This is a genomic window from Shewanella sp. HN-41 (assembly GCF_000217915.1).
Taxonomy (GTDB): Bacteria; Pseudomonadota; Gammaproteobacteria; order Enterobacterales; family Shewanellaceae; genus Shewanella.
Genome location: NZ_AFOZ01000014.1, coordinates 158,755 through 178,036, shown reverse-complemented (window position 1 = coordinate 178,036; position 19,282 = coordinate 158,755). Strand labels below are relative to the sequence as shown.

At 47.0% G+C, this 19,282-nt stretch carries 12 protein-coding genes and 2 pseudogenes; 5 read left to right on the top strand and 9 right to left on the bottom strand.

The genetic code is table 11. The annotated features are described in order from the left end of the window. Window positions 1-51: 51 nt before the first annotated feature. The gene (gene cobA / locus SOHN41_RS03425; protein WP_007645627.1) at window positions 52-885 is read right to left on the bottom strand and encodes a uroporphyrinogen-III C-methyltransferase; all 834 of its coding nucleotides are present in this window, start codon (window positions 883-885) and stop codon (window positions 52-54) included. A gap of 435 nt (window positions 886-1,320) precedes the next feature. Here cobA and SOHN41_RS03420 point away from each other — a divergent pair, with 435 nt between their 5' ends. Together SOHN41_RS03420 and SOHN41_RS03415 are read left to right on the top strand one after the other, a co-directional pair. Further along, window positions 1,321-2,205, top strand: a complete 885-nt coding sequence (locus tag SOHN41_RS03420) for a phospholipase A (RefSeq protein ID WP_007645620.1) — start codon at window positions 1,321-1,323, stop codon at window positions 2,203-2,205. Window positions 2,206-2,267: 62 nt separating this feature from the next. Further along, entirely contained in the window at window positions 2,268-3,812 is a 1,545-nt protein-coding gene (locus SOHN41_RS03415) for a S41 family peptidase (RefSeq protein ID WP_007645618.1), read from the top strand. A 48-nt stretch (window positions 3,813-3,860) separates the two neighbouring features. Here the strand turns inward: SOHN41_RS03415 and SOHN41_RS03410 are convergent, their stop codons facing one another. From SOHN41_RS03410 to SOHN41_RS03390, 5 genes are all read right to left on the bottom strand, one after another. After that, window positions 3,861-5,597, bottom strand: a complete 1,737-nt coding sequence (locus SOHN41_RS03410) for a hypothetical protein (protein WP_007645616.1) — start codon at window positions 5,595-5,597, stop codon at window positions 3,861-3,863. Window positions 5,598-5,885: 288 nt separating this feature from the next. Further along, a complete protein-coding gene (gene mtgA / locus SOHN41_RS03405) occupies window positions 5,886-6,671 on the bottom strand; it encodes a monofunctional biosynthetic peptidoglycan transglycosylase (RefSeq protein WP_007645614.1) in 786 nt (261 codons plus the stop codon). A 709-nt stretch (window positions 6,672-7,380) separates the two neighbouring features. Then, complete coding sequence (locus tag SOHN41_RS03400; RefSeq protein WP_007645612.1) at window positions 7,381-8,163, bottom strand: phosphoadenylyl-sulfate reductase; 783 nt, start codon at window positions 8,161-8,163, stop codon at window positions 7,381-7,383. Then, window positions 8,156-9,853 carry an assimilatory sulfite reductase (NADPH) hemoprotein subunit gene (gene cysI / locus SOHN41_RS03395; protein ID WP_007645610.1) on the bottom strand — a complete coding sequence of 566 codons (1,698 nt, stop codon included), beginning with the start codon at window positions 9,851-9,853 and terminating at the stop codon, window positions 8,156-8,158. The genes SOHN41_RS03400 and cysI overlap by 8 nt, the downstream gene beginning before the upstream one ends. Window positions 9,854-9,949: 96 nt before the next feature. After that, entirely contained in the window at window positions 9,950-11,746 is a 1,797-nt protein-coding gene (locus SOHN41_RS03390) for an assimilatory sulfite reductase (NADPH) flavoprotein subunit (RefSeq protein WP_007645608.1), read from the bottom strand. 420 nt (window positions 11,747-12,166) lie between these two features. Between SOHN41_RS03390 and SOHN41_RS03385 the strand changes: the two genes are divergently transcribed. Further along, complete coding sequence (locus tag SOHN41_RS03385) at window positions 12,167-13,693, top strand: Re/Si-specific NAD(P)(+) transhydrogenase subunit alpha (protein WP_007645604.1); 1,527 nt, start codon at window positions 12,167-12,169, stop codon at window positions 13,691-13,693. 11 nt (window positions 13,694-13,704) lie between these two features. Beyond that, a complete protein-coding gene (pntB, locus tag SOHN41_RS03380) occupies window positions 13,705-15,189 on the top strand; it encodes a Re/Si-specific NAD(P)(+) transhydrogenase subunit beta (RefSeq protein WP_007645602.1) in 1,485 nt (494 codons plus the stop codon). A gap of 130 nt (window positions 15,190-15,319) precedes the next feature. Here the strand turns inward: pntB and SOHN41_RS03375 are convergent, their stop codons facing one another. From SOHN41_RS03375 to hldE, 3 genes and pseudogenes are all read right to left on the bottom strand, one after another. Further along, the gene (locus tag SOHN41_RS03375; RefSeq protein WP_007645600.1) at window positions 15,320-15,799 is read right to left on the bottom strand and encodes a TetR family transcriptional regulator; all 480 of its coding nucleotides are present in this window, start codon (window positions 15,797-15,799) and stop codon (window positions 15,320-15,322) included. Between the two features lie 154 nt (window positions 15,800-15,953). Beyond that, window positions 15,954-16,781, bottom strand: coding sequence for a hypothetical protein (locus SOHN41_RS03370; protein ID WP_007645598.1), 828 nt, complete (start codon window positions 16,779-16,781; stop codon window positions 15,954-15,956). After that, window positions 16,778-18,207, bottom strand: a pseudogene (hldE, locus tag SOHN41_RS03365) (bifunctional D-glycero-beta-D-manno-heptose-7-phosphate kinase/D-glycero-beta-D-manno-heptose 1-phosphate adenylyltransferase HldE). The gene SOHN41_RS03370 and the pseudogene hldE overlap by 4 nt, the downstream one beginning before the upstream one ends. 102 nt (window positions 18,208-18,309) lie before the next feature. Here hldE and SOHN41_RS03360 point away from each other — a divergent pair. Further along, window positions 18,310-19,237, top strand: a pseudogene (locus SOHN41_RS03360) (LpxL/LpxP family Kdo(2)-lipid IV(A) lauroyl/palmitoleoyl acyltransferase). Window positions 19,238-19,282 lie beyond the last annotated feature (45 nt).

Genomic DNA, 19,282 nt, shown 5'->3' with positions numbered 1-19,282 from the left:
CTCCGTTTACCTTAAATTTGCTGCATTGACACAGCGTGGTTACTTAATTTGTTAATTTGTCGATACTTTTGCAGTATAGGTCAGTTCATGTTGGCATTGAGCACCATCGATGGCTTCTGGTTTGAACCAATTGAGAGTCTCTGAGAGTGCAACGACTTCACCTATGATCATCAAAGCTGGCATTTGTAATTCGGGGTCGGCCGCGAGCCGTTCAAGCTCACCTAAACGGCCGATAAAACGACGTTGTTCATTAGTCGTTGCTTTAGAAACGATCGCCACTGGTGTTTCAGGGCTTCGACCCGCATCGACGAGACCTTGGCGAATAATGCCAGCGTTAAGTATGCCCATATACACGACTAAAGTATTGTTAGGATTAGCATAACCCTGCCAATCCATAGGGCGGCTTTCTAACTGACAATGGCCAGTGATAAAAGTGACACCTTGGGCATGGTCTCTGTGGGTCAAGGGGATACCCGCATAGGCCGAAGTGCCACTGGCGGCAGTAATACCGGGGACGACTTCAAACTCAACCCCTGCCTCGACTAAGGTTTGCAGCTCCTCACCACCACGACCGAAGATAAAAGGATCACCACCTTTAAGGCGTACCACATTCTTACGGGTATAAGCTTTGGTGACAAGTAGCTGATTAATATCATCTTGGGCAGCACTGTGTTTACCTGCACGCTTACCGACAGCAATCTTTTCAGCATCTCTGGGAATAAGATCAAGGATATCTTGACTGACTAAAGCATCGTATAACACAGCATCGGCAGCTTTAAGAACGCGCCACGCCTTTAGCGTTAGCAGCTCAACATCTCCGGGGCCTGCCCCCACCAGCCATACTTTGCCTTTCGCCGTTTGGCCCGGTAAAGATAAAACTTCCATCACATACCCCAAGATTACTTTAGTCTGGTAGAAATATAGCGCCTCTTATATTCCATAATAAATAGATAATTATTAGTTTTTATATCTTTTAGATATAACAATGTGCTTAGTGACAAAAATGAGCACAAAAAAGTGTCAAACAGATGCAATAAATCGACGATAAAAATATAATAACCAACTAAATTTATTAGACTTTTAAATCAGAACGTTTATATTTTGGCGCGATAGGGGCATACAGGGACTGCTGTTCTGGCACTATGTTATTGCCAAACATTCTACTTAAATCCCAGATTATTTGAGCTAAATCTACATTTAAGCGAGTGAAATGCAACCATAGGTTCCTGCATTTTAGTAACAGTGAATGCATTAACTAGTGCTAAGCTGGGAAATTGATTGTAGAAAGCATAAGACTGACAGATATATCAAGGAGAGCGGATGTTCCCATTTCATAAAGCTATCGCATTAGTAGGGCTATTTGGTTGTGTGGGACTACATGCCGAACAGTCCCTAATTAAAGACAGAGTAAAAGATGAACTTGCAACATCAGAGCTTCCCTTTGTCATCACGCCACATAAAGTCAATTACATATTGCCTGTCACCTACAATCCCGATCCTAATATGGCGCCCTTTACAGAAGATGCGATCGAAAATGATTACACCTTGGATGATTTTGAAGCTAAGTTTCAGATAAGTTTCAAATTTCCTATTTGGTACAATATCTTTGGTGACAATGGTCATCTCTTTTTTGCTTATACCAACCAATCCTATTGGCAAGTGTATAACAAGGATATCTCATCACCTTTTCGCGAAACTAACCACGAACCCGAAGTCTTTATGCTGTTTAATAACGATTGGAAAATCGGTAGCGTGACCAATTCCTTTTGGGGCTTTGGTGCAGTGCATCAATCGAATGGTAAATCAGGACCGCTTTCTCGCAGCTGGAATCGACTCTATGGCACTATGATTTTCGATGCAGGCCCACTCGCCTTCTCAACCAAAGTCTGGTGGCGGATTCCGGAAGATGAAAAAACCGATCCGCATCAAGCCCGCGGTGACGATAATCCCAATATTGATGACTACATAGGCAGAGCTGAGTTTATTGGTGTCTATGGTATCGATGAACATAGATTCACCTTAACCCTTAAAACAAACCTAGAAGATATCGACAGAGGCTCAGCAGAACTGACGTGGAGTTATCCGATTATAGGTAACCTACGCTTTTATACTCAATATTTTAACGGATATGGTGAGAGCCTGATCGACTACAACTCCCATAACCAACGTATTGGGATCGGAGTTTCACTCAATGATATTCTTTAAGATGACAGCGTACAAAAATCAGCCATAATTCTATGCCGACTCAACCAGTACCATGGATGAATATGAGTTTTAGCTACCGCAGCATAGTCACATTATTCACAGCCATTATCATCGCAAGCTTAATTAAGCTCGCGTTGTTTGCTATGCCTGACGAAGCACCTAGCCCTGAATTAAGTGCGCAGGATATACGTCAGGATCTCTATGCATTACTCGACCAAATTGAGCAACACTCGGCATTTTATGCCTTAAATCCACCTAAAAATACCGAGCAACTCACCCATATGGCAACGCTCATTGCCGAGCAATATCAAGACATCACTCCCAATGACAGATTTGCCGCAGAGGTGACTAAGTTACTCAATACCATGAAAGATCCTGGCTCCCAAGTCAGTAATTTTGAAGATAAGAGTGGTGACTTACCCTTAAATCTCAGGCCAATAAACGAGCAATGGCTCGCATTAGATACTAAAAATAGCCCGATTAATCCTGATTTCCCCTTTATTACCCATATTGATGGGTTGCCTTTGAACAAATGGGTCACGGCGAGTCAAGCCTACCTTCCTGAGCCAGCAAAAGAGAGCCAAGAGATGCAATTGCCTTGGCTTAAAAAACTCAATTTATTGCGGGAGGATTTAGGACTCAGTCTCAAGCCCTATGTGCTGATCACTTTAACTAATGACGAGTTACAAACCCAGCAAGTGACCTTAGCCTTATTCCCCAAATATCAACCTAATCACGAAGTTGTAACGACCAATACTGAGACCTCTGAACTCACTGCTAGCGGGCTCTTAACTCAGTTTGCCCAATTAAAATCGGAAATATCGCCAAAAGCAGCTTACCCACTAGAAACCATCAACACCAACACAGCGAGGTTAAGAATCGACGATCTCTATGCCTTCGAACAGGACAAGGCACAACAACAAGCGCTCATTCAAGGCATGGAACAGCCGCTACTGATTGTCGATCTGCGGGAAGCCCATGGTTTTAGCCCTAAATTGCTCAGTATGCTATCCCACTATCAGGATGCTTCCCTAGATAGTCGGCCACTTCGCCAAATAATGGGGTTTGCCCATTATCGCCGCTCGCCAGAGTTTAGAAACGATTACCTGCTGCCCCTCAATTTTAAGCCCTTAGAGGCGCTCGATTTTAGCTTACCAAAGTTGAAAATGCTGACTCGACACTTACCTGAAATAGATGAGAGCAAGTTTAGTCCTTGGTATGTTCGCACTAAACCCGATGTTCTCCCTTATGGAAGTAATCGCCTTGCATTACTGGTAAGCCCGCGTTGCCGACAGGAATGTGAATGGATAGCTTACCGGACTAAAGCTTGGTCGAGGGTGAATTTGATCGGGGAGAAAACTTCGGGAGATTTTGCAAGACAATACCATTTTACTCTGCCAAATAGTGGCTTAGATATACGTTTTAGCAGCTCGCTCACCTATGATGCCAAGGGACTACTGCTATCGGGAAATGGCACTGAACCCGATATTTGGTTACCTCAAAATAGTGATATTGAATGGCAGGGCTTAGTGAGTTTAGTTAAATCAGCCCCCCCTAAGCCAGACAGTTCTTTTAGATTGCAACCTAGGCTTGCCCAGACCCATTAGCCATAAAAAAGCCAGCACTAGGCTGGCTTTTTTATGGCAGGTATCGGCTTACTTGTTATCGCCAGCCTTAGCATTCATCACCGAGCCGAAGACTAACCCTTGCTTATTGACATCGAAACTCATTTGAACGCGCATGTTGTAATCCTTCAACATTTGGAATTCTTCAGGGATGGGTTCGCCACTCATTTCTAACAGTGTCAGCACAGGAGTAAATATTTTTCCGTAATCCGCCGACATGCTATAGAGGCCATTTGCCGCGATTTTTTCGACCGCTAACTTATTGGCCTGGGCTAAACCTTTATCTCCACTGTAAATCACTAAGTGTTGGCCTTTAATCGCCAGCATTGGCTTGATACCCAATTCGGGTGGCAACATAAATACTGGCGATAAATCCGTTGCCTCTCCATTTTCGGCCAACTGCACTTCGGCAAGCATAGGTGCGAAGGGTTTAACCATATTAAATAACATCGATGGATTATCGGCGCTGAGGCTCACTAAAGCATCTAAGCTTTCTAACTTAGGCTCTTGATCCTGCGAACTCATTTTATAATCGAATAATGAAACACTCATGCCCTTCACGCCATTTGCCATGCCCGTAAACATGCCAAGCATTGCTGGGCTCTGCTGACTCAATTCGGCTTGTAACTCAGCCAGTGGGGCACAGGTTAACATCGGCTTTTGTAGATCGTCCCAAATCGCCGTGAGTGAAGGCGCGACTTCATTAACATCGAGGCCCAATCCCATAGAGAAGATAGTACTATCGATATCGGCTAAGTGAGCAGGAATGAAACCACGCATTTTTTGCATGGCCGCAAGAATCGGCTGATTCTTAGTTTCAATCACAAAAGAGGCTGCCATATGGCTTTCTTTTTCTGTCACAGAAAACGCGGTTAAACCCGCAACTGTGCGTGGCCAGTTTGCGGCAATGGCCGTTAATTCGGTGCGACATTCAGGTGTTCTAATTTGCGCTAATGGATCTTCACCGGCGTTTTCATTAGCAAAAAACTTCGTCAACTGCTTAGATAACATATTGCTATCGGCTGAGGTCAACGCCTTTACAATTTCCACATGGTTGATAAAGCTGATGCTATCTTCCGTAAAACCATGGGTCTTAATGATCTCTTGCAGTATGCCGGAAGAGGCGAGCGATTGTGGCGCTTTCTTCAATCCAAGCGCCATTTCTAACAATTCCGGCTCAGTCACCGAAGTGCTGAAAGTCACGGTTAAAATCCCGTCCCTATGGGCGAATAAGAGATCTGCTTTTTCAGTCGAATCCACATCGGATAAGGCGTAAGCGCGATAATCTACGCCACCAATTTGACGCACCTCATGGGTTACAGCACTGTCCTTTTCGGCTTTATCCAGCACAGCCCAAAAAGCGGCGGCTTGATTCATCTCTATTTTAAAAACAGGCAAAGCACCGAGAGTATAGAAATATGATTTCACTTCATCGGCTAAACCGAAGGTTTTTAGTAATACGGCAGGTTCTTTAATACCCTCCATATACTGCTGATAGAGGCTCACAAAGAACTTGCCCATCGGGCTATCGAGTTCACCCAATTCTGCGAGGGCATCCGTTGGATATTGCTGGTAATTGCCAGAAATCGACTGTAGGTACGCTTTTAACGGAAATGGCTTTAACTGCCCAGAAAACACGGGCGTATCTGCAGGCACATAATCTAGCAAAGGATTGGCTGAGGCACTCAAGCTTGCTCCATGCTGTGTGTACCAATAAGCCCCTGCACCCGCTGCAATTATCGCTGCAGCAATGACCATCTTTTTCATCTAAAAAACTCCATTTTATGACAATTCAATTTTATGAAAACAATACCTAAAGTACCCTAGGTATTTGAATTACATATCCCTTACGCAGATAATGTAAAATCAGAAAACTAAGGTGTAAAATTTGCCCGACAATTTAACATTAAACCGATACAGAAGCGAACAGGCTAGGCACTCAAACCATTAACGCCTATTAATACTAACCTTTATTTAACTCGGTCATAAAAGTTCCCTAAGCCGCCGGTGGTTAAGTCAGGCATTTATAAAAAACTCACCATACTCAGCCGAGGCCTATTCCGCCCCATGGACTTTTTTAAGGGTAATATCACCGAGCTGGCGCATTTGCTTGCGGATCCAAGCCGAACGCTGCTGCACATAGGGCGATGGCGGTGACACTTTATAACGCCAAGGGTTGGGCAACACCGCCGCCAGTAAAGAAGCCTCATAACGGTTTAGTTTGACCGCACTCTTACCAAAATAATGCTTAGATGCGGCTTCGGCCCCGTAAATTCCAGGGCCAAATTCGACAATATTTAAATACACCTCAAGGATGCGGGACTTATCCCAAATCAGCTCCATTAGCAGAGTAAACCAAGCCTCTATTCCCTTACGTAAAAAGCTGCGGCTCGACCACATAAACAGATTCTTTGCCGCCTGCTGACTCAAGGTGCTGGCGCCCCGCACTTTATTTCCTTTTTGGTTGTATTCGAGTGCTGAGCTTATTGCAGCAAGATCAAAACCACTATGGTTAGCAAACTTCTGATCCTCGGCGGCAATCACGGCTAATTGCAACTCGGAGGAAATTTGCTCAAGCTCGCGCCACTGATGCCGCACCTCGGAAATAGCAGCCGGTGGAAATAAGGCACGTTCAATGCGCCAAGTCCACATAGGAGGGTCGACAAAACGAAATAACACAACGATCAGAATTGAACTTAGCCATAGCCAAAATATTATTTTGCCTATCCAAGCAAACAATCGCTTAAAGCCTCGCTTTCCCGATTTAGGCGCAGGAGGATTTACTTTGCCAGTAGCGGGACGATTGACATGATCGCGCATCGCATACAAAGGTGCGCTCATTCAAATATACCCATTGGGGTGAATTCATTATTTTTCTTATTAATCATATATTTTGTGATAGTTATCTTACAATTTATAGCAAGGTATGCATCGACACTCAGGTCAGTATCTTGTCATAAATTAAGCAATAAACCGAGCAAAAACAGCAATAGGAACAAAAGATTAAGGGATGGTGCCAACATGATTGAAGCGGGCTAAACTCAACCTCGGCAGCTTTGACGACAGCTGACCGAGGTGAAGATGACTGATTAACGAGTGCTAGCAAGTCAATCAAACTGCTTGATACTCGCGAGTGCGAGCGAGGTCCTTTGGAACATTTACTGCATTCAGCCTCGTTATATTGTTATACGACAAACTAAGCCCATAAATAACAACATTCAACAACTTAACATCGCAAAATACCGATTAAATCGAATTTTTACAGTAAATTCCCCCAAGACTATCTACGGGAACTTCGAAATATAGCTCAAACTGGATTAATGTGCATAACTCTGTGAGTAAAAATGTACAATATTTTTTAAGGCAATAAAAATACATTAGTTAACTATATGAAAATCAAATTTATCTCACTTTGATGACGACAAAATGACAGCTAGGGTGATGCAACCATTCACTCGCTTAAAAATCATGCAACAATCAAATGCTAAAACTACAAACAAAAACACCCCGAACAGAATCGAGGTGTTTATTATTTAAATCAATAAGATAACTAGATTTCGTAGTGCAGACCGCACTCACGTTTTAGCCCATTAAAGCGAGTTTCTTCTTCAGTCATCCCTAATTCGAGTGGTTTGCTCGAATGGGTATCCCCCACAGAAACATAGCCTTGGTCCCAAAGTGGATGGTACGGCAAGTCAAATTGAGTCAAATATAGATGCACATCTTTATTCGACCACTCGATAATCGGCAATAACTTAAAGCGAGTACCATGAATCGCCAGTATCGGCAACGCCTCACGGGTGCTGGCTTGGCTACGTCTCAGCCCAGCAAACCAAGTGCCGACTTCAAGCTCGGCTAAGGCCCGTTGCATAGGCTCAACTTTGTTTAAACGGTTGTATTGCTCCAACCCGTCTAACCCTTGTTCCCACAACTTACCAAAGCGTGCCTCTTGCCATGCCGATGTCATCGCCGCTTGGTACACTTTTAGATTCAGCGATAAACGCTCGGTCAGCTCATCGATAAACTGATAGGTCTCAGGGAACAAATAACCCGTATCCGTGAGGATAACCGGAATATTCGCCTGTGCCTGACTCACCATATGCAGCATTACGGCGGCTTGAATACCAAAGCTTGAGGACAGTGCATGGTTACCGGGCAAATAAGTTAAGCCCCATAGTACTCGCTCCTGTGCGCTCAATCCGGCTAAGAACTGATTTATGCGCTCAAGCTCTATCGCTTGCTCTGCCTTGGGCGCACTCAATAGCGCCGTTAACTCGGCCGTGCTGACCACAGTCGGTACTGCATCACTGTTTTTTTGCTCAAGATCAGCCATGAAAATCCTTAGCGGCATCGATTACCGCCTTCACTACGCCCACACGGACGGTGAAGTTACCAAAGGTTTCGCCAGCATCACGCTCAACTGCGTAGCGGCCAAACAGGGCATCCAACTCGGCGAGAATTTCCGCCTCTTGGATATTTTCTCTGTGCATCTTGTTCAGTCGAGTCCCTTCAAAGCTTGCACCTAAGTACAAGTTATAGCGACCGGGCGCCTTACCCACAAGGCCAATTTCAGCGGCAAATGGACGGGCACAGCCGTTAGGACAACCCGTCATCCGCACCACAATCGCTTGCTCACTGATGCCGTGTTTTGCCTGCAGTGCATCGATATGATCGATAAACTCAGGGAAATAACGCTCGGCTTCCGCCATCGCTAATGGACACGTCGGCAAGGCCACACAGGCAATAGAATGACCGCGGGTTTGTGTCAACACTTGGCCAAGTAACCCGTGTTTACGGGCTAAGCCTTCAATCGTGGCCTTATCTTCTGCCGCGACACCTGCGATGATCATGTTTTGATTCGAGGTCATGCGGAAATCGCCTTTGTGGATCTTAGCAATTTCACGCAGCCCGGTTTGCAGGGTTTGCCCCGGTAGATCTTTAATGCGACCGCTTTCGATAAATAAGGTTAAATGCCACTTACCGTCAACGCCTTCGACCCAACCATAACGATCGCCGCGATCGCCGATCACGACCTCACGCTTAGGTTCAAACTTCACCCCAGCACGCAGTTCGACTTCGGCTTTAAACTTCTCATAGCCATGGTCGACGATAGTGTACTTAAGGCGTGAACGTTTACGGTTAGAGCGATTTCCCCAGTCGCGTTGCACTGTCATCACGGCTTCGGCAAACTTCATCACATCTTCAGTTTTGATAAAACCAAAGTCGTCCGCCAGGCGTGGGAAAGTTTCTACTTCGCCATGGGTCGAGCCCATGCCGCCGCCCGCAGTTAAGTTAAAGCCAACCAGCTCGCCGTTTTCGGCCACGGCGATAAAGCCTAAATCGTTAGTGTAAACGTCAACATCGTTATCGGGAGGAACCGCAACTGCCATTTTGAACTTACGTGGCAGATAAGTTTTGCCATACACAGGTTCGACGATTTCATCTTCGGTCGTGAGTAACTTTTCTTCATCTAACCAAATTTCGGCATAGGCACGAGTGTGTGGCAGCAGATGGTCAGACAGTTGTTTCGCCACCGCATAAGCTTGCTCATGCAGTTTCGATTCCACCGGATTGGGGTTACACATCACGTTACGGTTAACGTCACCACAGGCGGCAATTGAATCCAGTGCTTCACGATCTAAGTCTTGAATAATGGTCTTCAAGTTACGCTTAGGAATACCGTGGTATTGAAAGGTTTGGCGGGTCGTCAAACGAATGCTGTTCGAGCTGGTTAAGGTCGAGGCAATTTTGTCCACACCTAACCACTGCTGTGGAGTACAGATACCGCCAGGTACACGGGCACGCAACATAAAGCTATATAAGGGCTCGAGTTTTTGCTCTTTACGTTCGTTACGTAAATCGCGGTCATCCTGCTGGTAAAAGCCATGAAACTTGATTAGCTGCTGATCGCCGTCGCTAAAACTGCCCGTTACCGAAGAATCTAAACCTTCTTTAATTGTCCCGCGCAGGTAATCACTGTCGGTCTTTAGGTATTCGTTTAATGCTAACTTTTGCTCACTCATGGCAACGGCCTCTTAAATTCATTTTGCTACTGCACAGCTTATGGCGTGCAGTTTTGGCTATTCTTATGCGTTTCTTATATGCGCATCTGATTGAGATTAATACACGTCTTTTTGGTAACGTTTATCGCTGCGCAGTGTTTCAAAATAGGCTTCTGCCGCTTCGCTATTTAAACCACCGACTTCAACAGCCACCTCAATCAAAGCTTGGTGAACATCTTTTGCCATACGTTCGGCATCACCACAAATGTAGAGATGCGCACCGTTTTGCAACCATTGCCACAGGGCTTGGCCTTGCTCTTTAATGCGGTGCTGCACATATATTTTATGGGCTTGATCGCGCGAGAACGCCACGTCGATACGGCTGAGATCGCCATTTTTCAAATACTGTTGCCACTCGGTTTGATACAAGAAATCCTGCTCAAAGTGTGGGTTACCGAAGAATAACCAGCTATCGCCTTGGATCCCTTGTGCCACACGTTCCTGCATAAAGGCACGGAACGGCGCAACACCTGTACCAGGACCGATCATGATCACTGGTGTTTCTGGGTTTTCGGGTAAACGGAAATGCTTGTTCGACTCAACATAAACTTTAACTTGAGTGCCTTCCTGCGCCGAGGCTAAGAAGTGTGACGCACCGCCAAAACGAGCTGCGCCGTGACGCTCATCTTCCACTAAGGCCACTGTTAAGTGAACTTCAGTTTCGACTTCACTTTGACTTGAGGCGATAGAGTAGAGTCTTGGGGTTAATGGCCGCAGTAACTCAAGCAGCTTTGTCGCATTCAAAGTCACAGGGGTTGCTAATGGATATAGGGTAATTAAGTCCGCCAACTGATGCTTAAGAATAAACTGACGCACTTGCTCTTTATCTTCGCTCAATGCCAGCAGAACTTCATTGCCACTCAGTTCAGCCCAAGCTTTGACTAATCCAGGGTATAACTGGGTCAATTCTTTCTTATCGACTAAGGCCTGCTTAAGGGTCAATGGCTCAGCCCCAACAACCACTTGCTCATCGGCCGAGAGTGACAAAGCCGTTAAAATCTCCCCAACTAAGGCTTCATCATTGCTAAACCAAACACCGAGGGCGTCACCCGCTTGATAGCTTAAACCTGAATCCCCTAAGTCAATTTCAACATGGCGCACATCTCGGTCTGAACCACGGCCGGTAATTTTCTGGCTGACTAACACTTCGGCGCTATAGGGGTTTTGCTTAGTAAATTCGCTTTCAGCCGATACTTTAGCCGTGCCAATTGAGACCACGCTCGCAGAAGATGTTTGGATTAAAGGCTTAACGGCCTCCAATACATCGGCATGCCACTGACCCGCGGCCGCTTCATAATCAACATCGCATTCAATCAAAGGTAATAATGACTTAGCGCCCAGAGCCGCTAGGCGGGCATTAAAATCCTTACCCGTTTGGCAGAAGAACTCATAGCTAGAATCCCCCAACGCCAGCACTGAGTAGTGTAGATTGTCTAACTTAGGTGCGCGTTTCGATGCTAAAAACTTATGTAATTCAATCGCATCATCCGGCGCTTCACCTTCACCATGGGTACTGACCACCAGCAAGAGCACAGTTTCTTGCTTAAGTTGGCGAACATTGTATTCGCCCATAGAGGCCAGATTGACCGCATAACCTTGCGCCTGTGCCTTATCGGCGAGCGCTTTGGCGATACCACGACCATTACCAGTTTGGCTGCCATAGAGAATCGTCACAGTCTGCGCGGTTTGAGCGTCAGCCACTGGCGCTAGCTGGCCTGCATTGGCCGTTGCGGCAAGATAGCCACTCACCCAAGCCAGTTGCACAGCACTTAACTCAGAAGTGAGTTGTTTTAGCTTATCGACTTGCCCTTGAGACAATGGCGAAGCCAGCGATGAAAGTTCTTTTAACAACATGAGACGGCCCTATGACAGTGTAATGTCCATCAGCTTATCGCGGTTTAAGAAAAGCAAAAAAGAATAAAATTTGATTTTTAATTCCATTTTGGAATATACAAAGTGCAAAATTTAGGCTACAAAAGTGTGCACTGGTTAAAAGTTTTTGATCCGACCAGTATAGAAACGACCAGCTTGAGCAATATGCGCTTGTGTCAAACCAAAGTATTGCCACAATGGTGAAGAGCCTGCTGTACAGTGACCTTTTGTTGCTCGCAGAGAAGTTTGTTTTAAAAGCACAAATTTCATGCCCAGATTTAATGCGCTAACTTACCGCGATTGAATAGACGAGTTAATTCTTACTGCGACCTAGCCCTACCTAGGTTTAGCTCAGGGGAAGCGCTCAGGCGGAACGATTATACAAACCATCAGGGAGTAATCATGCAAATTGGAATACCGAGAGAGAGTCTCGCCGGTGAGACTCGGGTCGCCGCGACCCCAGCCACCGTCGAGCAGCTTAGAAAACTCGGCTTTGAAGTTGTTATTGAGGCCAATGCAGGTCTACTGTCAAGCTTCGATGATGCGGCCTTTGAAGCTGCTGGCGCGAAAGTGACAACTGACGTTTGGCAAGCGGAGCTGATTTTTAAGGTCAATGCCCCAAGCGATGCCGAAATTGACCAAATTAAAGAGGGTACTACCTTAGTCAGCTTTATTTGGCCTGCGCAAAACCCTGAGTTGGTTGAGAAACTATCTCAACACAAGATCAACGTGATGGCGATGGACATGGTGCCACGCATCTCCCGTGCCCAGTCACTCGATGCCCTCTCCTCTATGGCCAACATTGGTGGATATCGCGCCGTTGTTGAAGCCGCGCATCAATTTGGCCGTTTCTTTACCGGTCAAATTACCGCTGCTGGTAAAGTGCCGCCCGCTAAAGTGTTAGTGATTGGTGCTGGTGTAGCAGGCCTTGCCGCTATTGGTACAGCTGGATCGCTTGGTGCCATAGTGCGCGCCTTCGATACCCGCTTAGAAGTGGCCGAGCAAATTGAATCTATGGGCGGCCAGTTCCTTAAACTCGACTTCACCAACGAAGATGGCAGTTCATCGGACGGTTATGCTAAAACCATGTCGGATGAATTTATCGCCGCCGAAATGGCGCTGTTTGCAGAGCAAGCCAAAGAAGTCGATATCATCATCACCACGGCGCTAATCCCAGGTCGTCCCGCGCCTAAGCTTATCACCAAAGAAATGGTCGATAGCATGAAGTCCGGCTCTGTGATCGTCGATTTAGCCGCTGCGACTGGCGGTAACTGTGAATACACCCAATCGGGTGAGCTGTTTGTCACCCCGAACGGCGTCAAAGTAATTGGTTATACCGACCTTCCCGGTCGTCTACCAGCACAATCATCACAGCTTTATGGCACTAACTTAGTCAATCTGATGAAGTTAATGTGTAAAGACAAAGACGGCACAGCCAGCATCAACTTCGATGATGTGGTCATGCGCAATATGACTGTGATTAAAGAAGGTGAAGTGACCTTCCCGCCGCCACCGATTTCGGTTTCAGCGGCGCCGGCAAAACCTGCCGCGAAAATCGCGCCTAAAGACACCACCCCGAAAGCGCCATCTAAGCTCAAATACGTGCTCGCCGCCTTAGGCATCGCCGGATTTGCTGCCGTGGCATCGGTTGCTCCGCCAGAGTTCCTGTCCCATTTCACGGTATTCTTGCTTGCCTGCGTCGTCGGCTATTATGTGGTGTGGAACGTATCCCACTCACTACATACACCTTTGATGTCAGTCACTAACGCGATTTCGGGCATTATCGTGGTCGGCGCCCTACTGCAAATCGGTCAGGGTTCAACTTTGGTCACCGTACTGGCGTTTATCGCCGTGCTGATCGCCAGTATTAACATCTTCGGTGGCTTTACCGTCACTCAGCGCATGCTGAAGATGTTCCGTAAGGATTAAGGGGGTTTAACGTGTCTCAAGGACTGGTAACAGCAGCTTACATTATTGCCGCCATTCTCTTCATCTTCAGTCTCGCGGGACTGTCAAAGCAAGAGACGGCAAAACACGGCAACATTTTCGGTATCACAGGTATGGCGATTGCCCTACTGGCAACCATTTTTAATCCAGACACTAGCGGTGTCGCATGGATTTTAGTCGCCATGGTGATCGGTGGTGCCATTGGTGTCCGTTTAGCCCTGAAAGTCGAAATGACTGAAATGCCTGAACTGGTCGCCGTACTTCACAGTTTTGTGGGTATGGCCGCAGTATTGGTGGGTTTTAACAGCTTTATCGACTTACATCCAGAGCAAGTGTCGCAAGTGGTCGTCGCTGTGGGCGGGGATATCAACACTACCCTAGCTGCGGTGCATGATGCCCTAAGCGAAGCGGCCAAGGCCGCCAGCAAAGAACATCTCACAGGCGCCATGCTTAACATTCACTTGGTCGAAGTCTTCCTCGGGATCTTTATCGGCGCAGTGACCTTCACGGGTTCTATCGTTGCCTTTGGTAAACTGCGAGGGCTGATTTCATCGAAACCTTTGATGCTGCCACATCGTCATAAACTTAACCTTGTTGCGGTATTAGTATCTTTTGCCCTGTTAGTGTACTTCGTACAAACGGGCGGCAGTATGCCAGCACTACTGTTGATGACTTTGATTGCCTTCGCCTTTGGCTGGCATTTAGTGGCCTCCATTGGCGGCGCAGATATGCCAGTGGTAGTGTCTATGCTGAACTCCTACTCAGGTTGGGCAGCGGCGGCAGCGGGCTTTATGCTGTCAAACGACCTCTTGATTGTCGTTGGCGCATTAGTGGGTTCATCGGGTGCAATTCTGTCTTACATTATGTGTAAGGCGATGAATCGCTCGTTTATTTCGGTCATTGCAGGTGGTTTTGGCACCGATGGTGTGGCCTCATCTGGCGATGAAGAAATGGGCGAATACCGCGAGACCAACGCCGAAGATGTGGCGGATATGCTGAAAAACGCGACTTCTGTGATCATCACCCCAGGCTACGGTATGGCAGTGGCGCAGGCGCAATATCCTGTGGCTGAAATTACCCAAAAACTGCGAGATCGCGGCGTGAAAGTCCGTTTCGGTATCCACCCCGTTGCCGGCCGTTTACCCGGCCATATGAACGTACTGCTCGCTGAAGCGAAGGTCCCCTACGATATCGTGCTCGAAATGGACGAAATCAACGAAGACTTTAATGACACAGACGTAGTGCTGGTCATTGGCGCGAACGATACGGTTAACCCCGCGGCGATGGAAGATCCAGGTAGCCCCATCGCGGGCATGCCAGTGCTCGAAGTGTGGAAAGCACAAAACGTCATCGGCTTTAAACGCTCGATGAACACAGGTTATGCCGGCGTGCAAAACCCACTGTTCTTCAAAGAAAATACCCAAATGCTGTTTGGGGATGCAAAAGCCAGTGTCGAAGCGATTTTAAAGGCGCTTTAACCTCGGGCTAGCTGGTGTCAGCTAGATTAACTAAAGGGAGCCAATGGCTCCCTTTGTTTTGCTATTAAACTTCGGGTCAATTCCCATAAAAAAAGGAACCTTAAGGCTCCTTTTTATGTCAATCGGTGTTTTATGCAGCTTTTGCCACATCAAAATTGGATAACAACATCACAGCTGTACGGCCTAATAAGTGGTTGATCGTGCGATCTCCCGTTAAACCTAACTCAGCAATCGCTTGTTGACGTGCCGTGCTCACCGCTCTGAAGAGCGTAATATCATTATTTGCACCACCGCAAAGACTAAAAAACAGTCTCAATACTGCGCGGTAATGTTCTTCTTGCATCGCCTGCATCCACGATGTTTCTAATGCCTCTTGGCTTGAAAACTCGAGTGCAGCGACAAATAGATTGCCAATGCGGCTATCTAAACGAACCAGAAAATCACTCTTGCGCGGAAAATGATGACTAATACCTGTACGGCTAATACCCGTTGCTTCAGATAGCGTGGTATAAGACATAGTCTCAAAACCAATAGTCAAAATTTGCCTTAACGCTTCATCCATAATCTGATTAATGGTTTGCTCAGTTTGTACTCGCGAGCGCTTAGCCATAGTAAAGTCTCCCATTCTTCTTTTTCTGGGGAGAGAGCTTACCAAAGCATCTCAGGGATTACTGCTGTTCAAGCCCGTCAAACAAGTGTATTTCGCTTTTGTTCAGCTAAGGTTCAGTTTTAAACAGGGAACTTTATCGATTTAATTTACATATCTATAACATTGCATTTTGAAGCAACCAGTCATGGGATTTCTCTCGTCCCATTAACAAATCAAAGGTGGGCTTTAAATAGTGGCCAAGTTCTGCTTTTCGCCAAAAGAGATATTCAGGAAGGGGTTGTAAGACACTTCCACCAAAAGTGCGTTGCATTAAACTCGAATATTCACCTAAGGTGCGAGGATCTATTTGTGTTACTGTGGGGTAAAAATCGGCCAAAAAGTCACGATATTGATTGTAATGTGCAACTTGCAATACCTCATAACCATTTAACATTTGCATCATCACAGGCGCGCTCCAGTGAGACATATGTTTAGGGTTTGTTAATGCAGCAAGGTTTCGCCTATGATATTGCTGCCATGCAAGATGGTAACTGCCCTTTTCCCTCGCTATACGCCAAATCAAGTAGATATCGGCTAACCATTCATGTTGGTAAGTGGTTAAGTTTTCAGGCAATAAACTGCCTTGCAGGGCAAGATTCTCAAGATGCCCCAGTTCGTGCCAGAGGGTCAGTTGGGCCTGTTCTTGCAAATCTAACTGATAGGTCACCCGATCAATATTGGCGAATTGAACCTCTGGTGTTTCTCGCTCATTAATCAGTATTAAACCGGATAAATGACTATCAGCTACCGGCATAACCATAGCGCTGCGCAGACCGAGGTCATGCTTAAATTGTGCAGGAGTGCTAGGTAATTGGAGCCGTACAGATGCGGGGAGTATTTCGAGGCATTCCTTTAATTCGGCTAAAGGACAGATTAAAGCCTGCTTATCGGCGATAGGCACCCAAGACAGGCTAGTCATCAAGGTCAGTGTAATAAGGCTCACTGATTCGCCATGATATTTTGAATAATCGCCGTCGTTGAAATACCGTCCTCAAAGCCCAGCACTTGCACTCGACCACCTGCGGCCATCACTTCTGCGCCGCCGGCGATATCCTCAATCCTATAATCGCCCCCTTTACCAACAGATCCGGCAACAATCTGGCAATGATCCGCTGTGGGGTATCTTCACTAAAAGGCACAACCCAATCGACCGAGGCTAAGCCCGCTAACACGGCCATACGACGATCGACTTGATTGACTGGACGCCCCTCGCCCTTAAGACGTTTAACCGAGGCATCGTCATTGACAGCCACAATCAAACGATCCCCCAATGCCTTGGCCTGTTTAAGGTAGCTCACGTGGCCCGCATGCAAAATATCGAAGCAGCCATTGGTCATCACCACGCGCTCACCACGCAGTTTAGCTTGCTCCAAGGCATAGGCGAGTTGGTCTTCACTCACCACACCAAAACCGGATTCGCCATGATGCAGTGCAAGGGCTTCAATAAGCTCAATGCGGCTCACGGTAGAAGTGCCCAGTTTACCAACGACCACACCAGCGGCGGTATTGGCTATCGCACAAGCTTGCGGTAAATCGGCGCCCGCCGCTAATGAGGTTGCTAAGGCCGAAATCACAGTATCACCCGCCCCCGTCACGTCATAAACCTCACGGGCAACGGTAGGAATATGCAACTCAGGCGCATTGGCGGTCACTAAGGTCATGCCCTTTTCAGAACGAGTCACCAAAATGGCATCAAAATGATGTTGTTTGAGTAAGCCTCGGGCTTTTTCCAGCAGATCCGCTTCAGAGGTCACAGTGCCCACAACTGCTTCAAACTCGCTCATATTCGGGGTAATCAATGACGCGCCATGGTAACGGCCAAAGTCACTGCCCTTAGGGTCGACTAACACCATCACACCCTTAGCGCGCGCTAAGGCAATAAAGTCACGCGGCTGATCGATAGCGCCCTTGGCGTAGTCAGATAACACCACCACATCGACGGAATCGAGTAAGGCTTCGGATTGCTTAAGTAAGCGAACACTGTCAGCCTTATCGAAGGCTTCTTCGAAGTCGAGGCGGATCAACTGCTGGTTGCGTGATAATACCCGCAACTTAGTGATGGTAGGCTTGTCTGCAATGCTTAACCATTGGGGTTCAACCCCTAAGGTTTGCACGCCGAGCGTTAAGGCATGGGCAGTATCGTCTTGGCCGACAAGCCCGGCAAGTTGGACTTGACCACCTAAGGTCGCGATATTGAGCGCCACGTTGGCCGCGCCGCCGGGTCTGTCTTCGACTTGATTAATCTTCACCACAGGCACGGGGGCTTCGGGGGAAATGCGTCCCGTAGGGCCAACCCAATAGCGGTCTAACATCACATCGCCGACGACTAACACTCTGGCTTTTTCAAATGCTGGCAGAGAAACCTTCATAGTGCTCTTATCTTTTGCAGAAATTAAACCGTGATTGTACCTAATTTTCGACAAAAATTGAGTTAGAATAAGCAGTAATTTTCAAAAGTAGTGAGTATTTTCGTGGTCGAGAAAGCCGAGTTTTCATCTTCGTTATACCATCCTAAACATTGGCCCATGTGGTTTGGCGTATTATTAATGCGTTTAACCCAACTCTTGCCCCTGTCTTGGCAGATGAAATTAGGTAAATGGATAGGCCGTTTAGTCATGGCAGTTGCGGGGAGTCGCACCCATACTGCTCGCCGCAATTTAACGCTATGTTTTCCTGACATGCCAGAGAGTGAGCGAGAACAACTGCTTACCCGTAACTTCGAAGAAACAGGCAAAGCCATTTTCGATACCATCAATGCGTGGTGGTGGTCCGATGCCAAAGTGCAGCAGCATATGCACATCACAGGCAAAGAACAGGTACAAAACACCCTAAATGCCGGCCACGGTGTCATCCTCTTTGCCGTGCATTGTTTACCATTGGAAATGGGCGCCCGTATTTTTGGTCAGTTCCAGCCCGGCGTTGGCGTTTACCGCCCGCACAATAATCCCGTGATGGAATACCTACAGGTGAAGGGGCGTTTACGTTCAAACAAAGGTCTAGTCTCTAAGCGGGATCTGCGCCAAATGGTGCGCTGTCTGCGTAATCCCGATGTGATTTGGTACACCGCCGATCAAGACTTTGGTCGCTCTAGTGCGGTATTTATTCCCTTTTACGCCATGCCAGATGCCGCCACAATCACAGGGGCGACCACACTTGCCAAACTAGGCAAAGCTAAGGTTTTGCCCTTCTTTGTCGAGCGTACCGAAGGCGATAGGGGCTATCAAATCGAAATTATGCCGCCGCTGGAGGATTTCCCCTGGGGAGGATGAACTAAGCGACGCCATTCGCGGCAACCGGATTATCGAATCCATTATCGATAAAAACCGCGCCCAATATATGTGGTTACATCGCCGTTTTAAGACCCGCCCCGACCCAAAGGACAAATCTTTATATCAATAAGCTCAATCAGCTTTTGAATATAAAAATGCCAGCAAATAAGCTGGC

Excerpts from the sequence above, each read along its gene's own strand:
- SOHN41_RS03385 (WP_007645604.1), top strand. The coding sequence starts at position 12,167 with ATGCAAATTGGAATACCGAGAGAGAGTCTCGCCGGTGAGACTCGGGTC.
- SOHN41_RS03390 (WP_007645608.1), bottom strand. The coding sequence starts at position 11,746 with ATGTTGTTAAAAGAACTTTCATCGCTGGCTTCGCCATTGTCTCAAGGG.
- SOHN41_RS03375 (WP_007645600.1), bottom strand. The coding sequence starts at position 15,799 with ATGGCTAAGCGCTCGCGAGTACAAACTGAGCAAACCATTAATCAGATT.
- SOHN41_RS03410 (WP_007645616.1), bottom strand. The coding sequence starts at position 5,597 with ATGAAAAAGATGGTCATTGCTGCAGCGATAATTGCAGCGGGTGCAGGG.
- cysI (WP_007645610.1), bottom strand. The coding sequence starts at position 9,853 with ATGAGTGAGCAAAAGTTAGCATTAAACGAATACCTAAAGACCGACAGT.
- SOHN41_RS03415 (WP_007645618.1), top strand. The coding sequence starts at position 2,268 with ATGAGTTTTAGCTACCGCAGCATAGTCACATTATTCACAGCCATTATC.
- mtgA (WP_007645614.1), bottom strand. The coding sequence starts at position 6,671 with ATGAGCGCACCTTTGTATGCGATGCGCGATCATGTCAATCGTCCCGCT.
- cobA (WP_007645627.1), bottom strand. The coding sequence starts at position 885 with ATGGAAGTTTTATCTTTACCGGGCCAAACGGCGAAAGGCAAAGTATGG.
- SOHN41_RS03420 (WP_007645620.1), top strand. The coding sequence starts at position 1,321 with ATGTTCCCATTTCATAAAGCTATCGCATTAGTAGGGCTATTTGGTTGT.
- SOHN41_RS03400 (WP_007645612.1), bottom strand. The coding sequence starts at position 8,163 with ATGGCTGATCTTGAGCAAAAAAACAGTGATGCAGTACCGACTGTGGTC.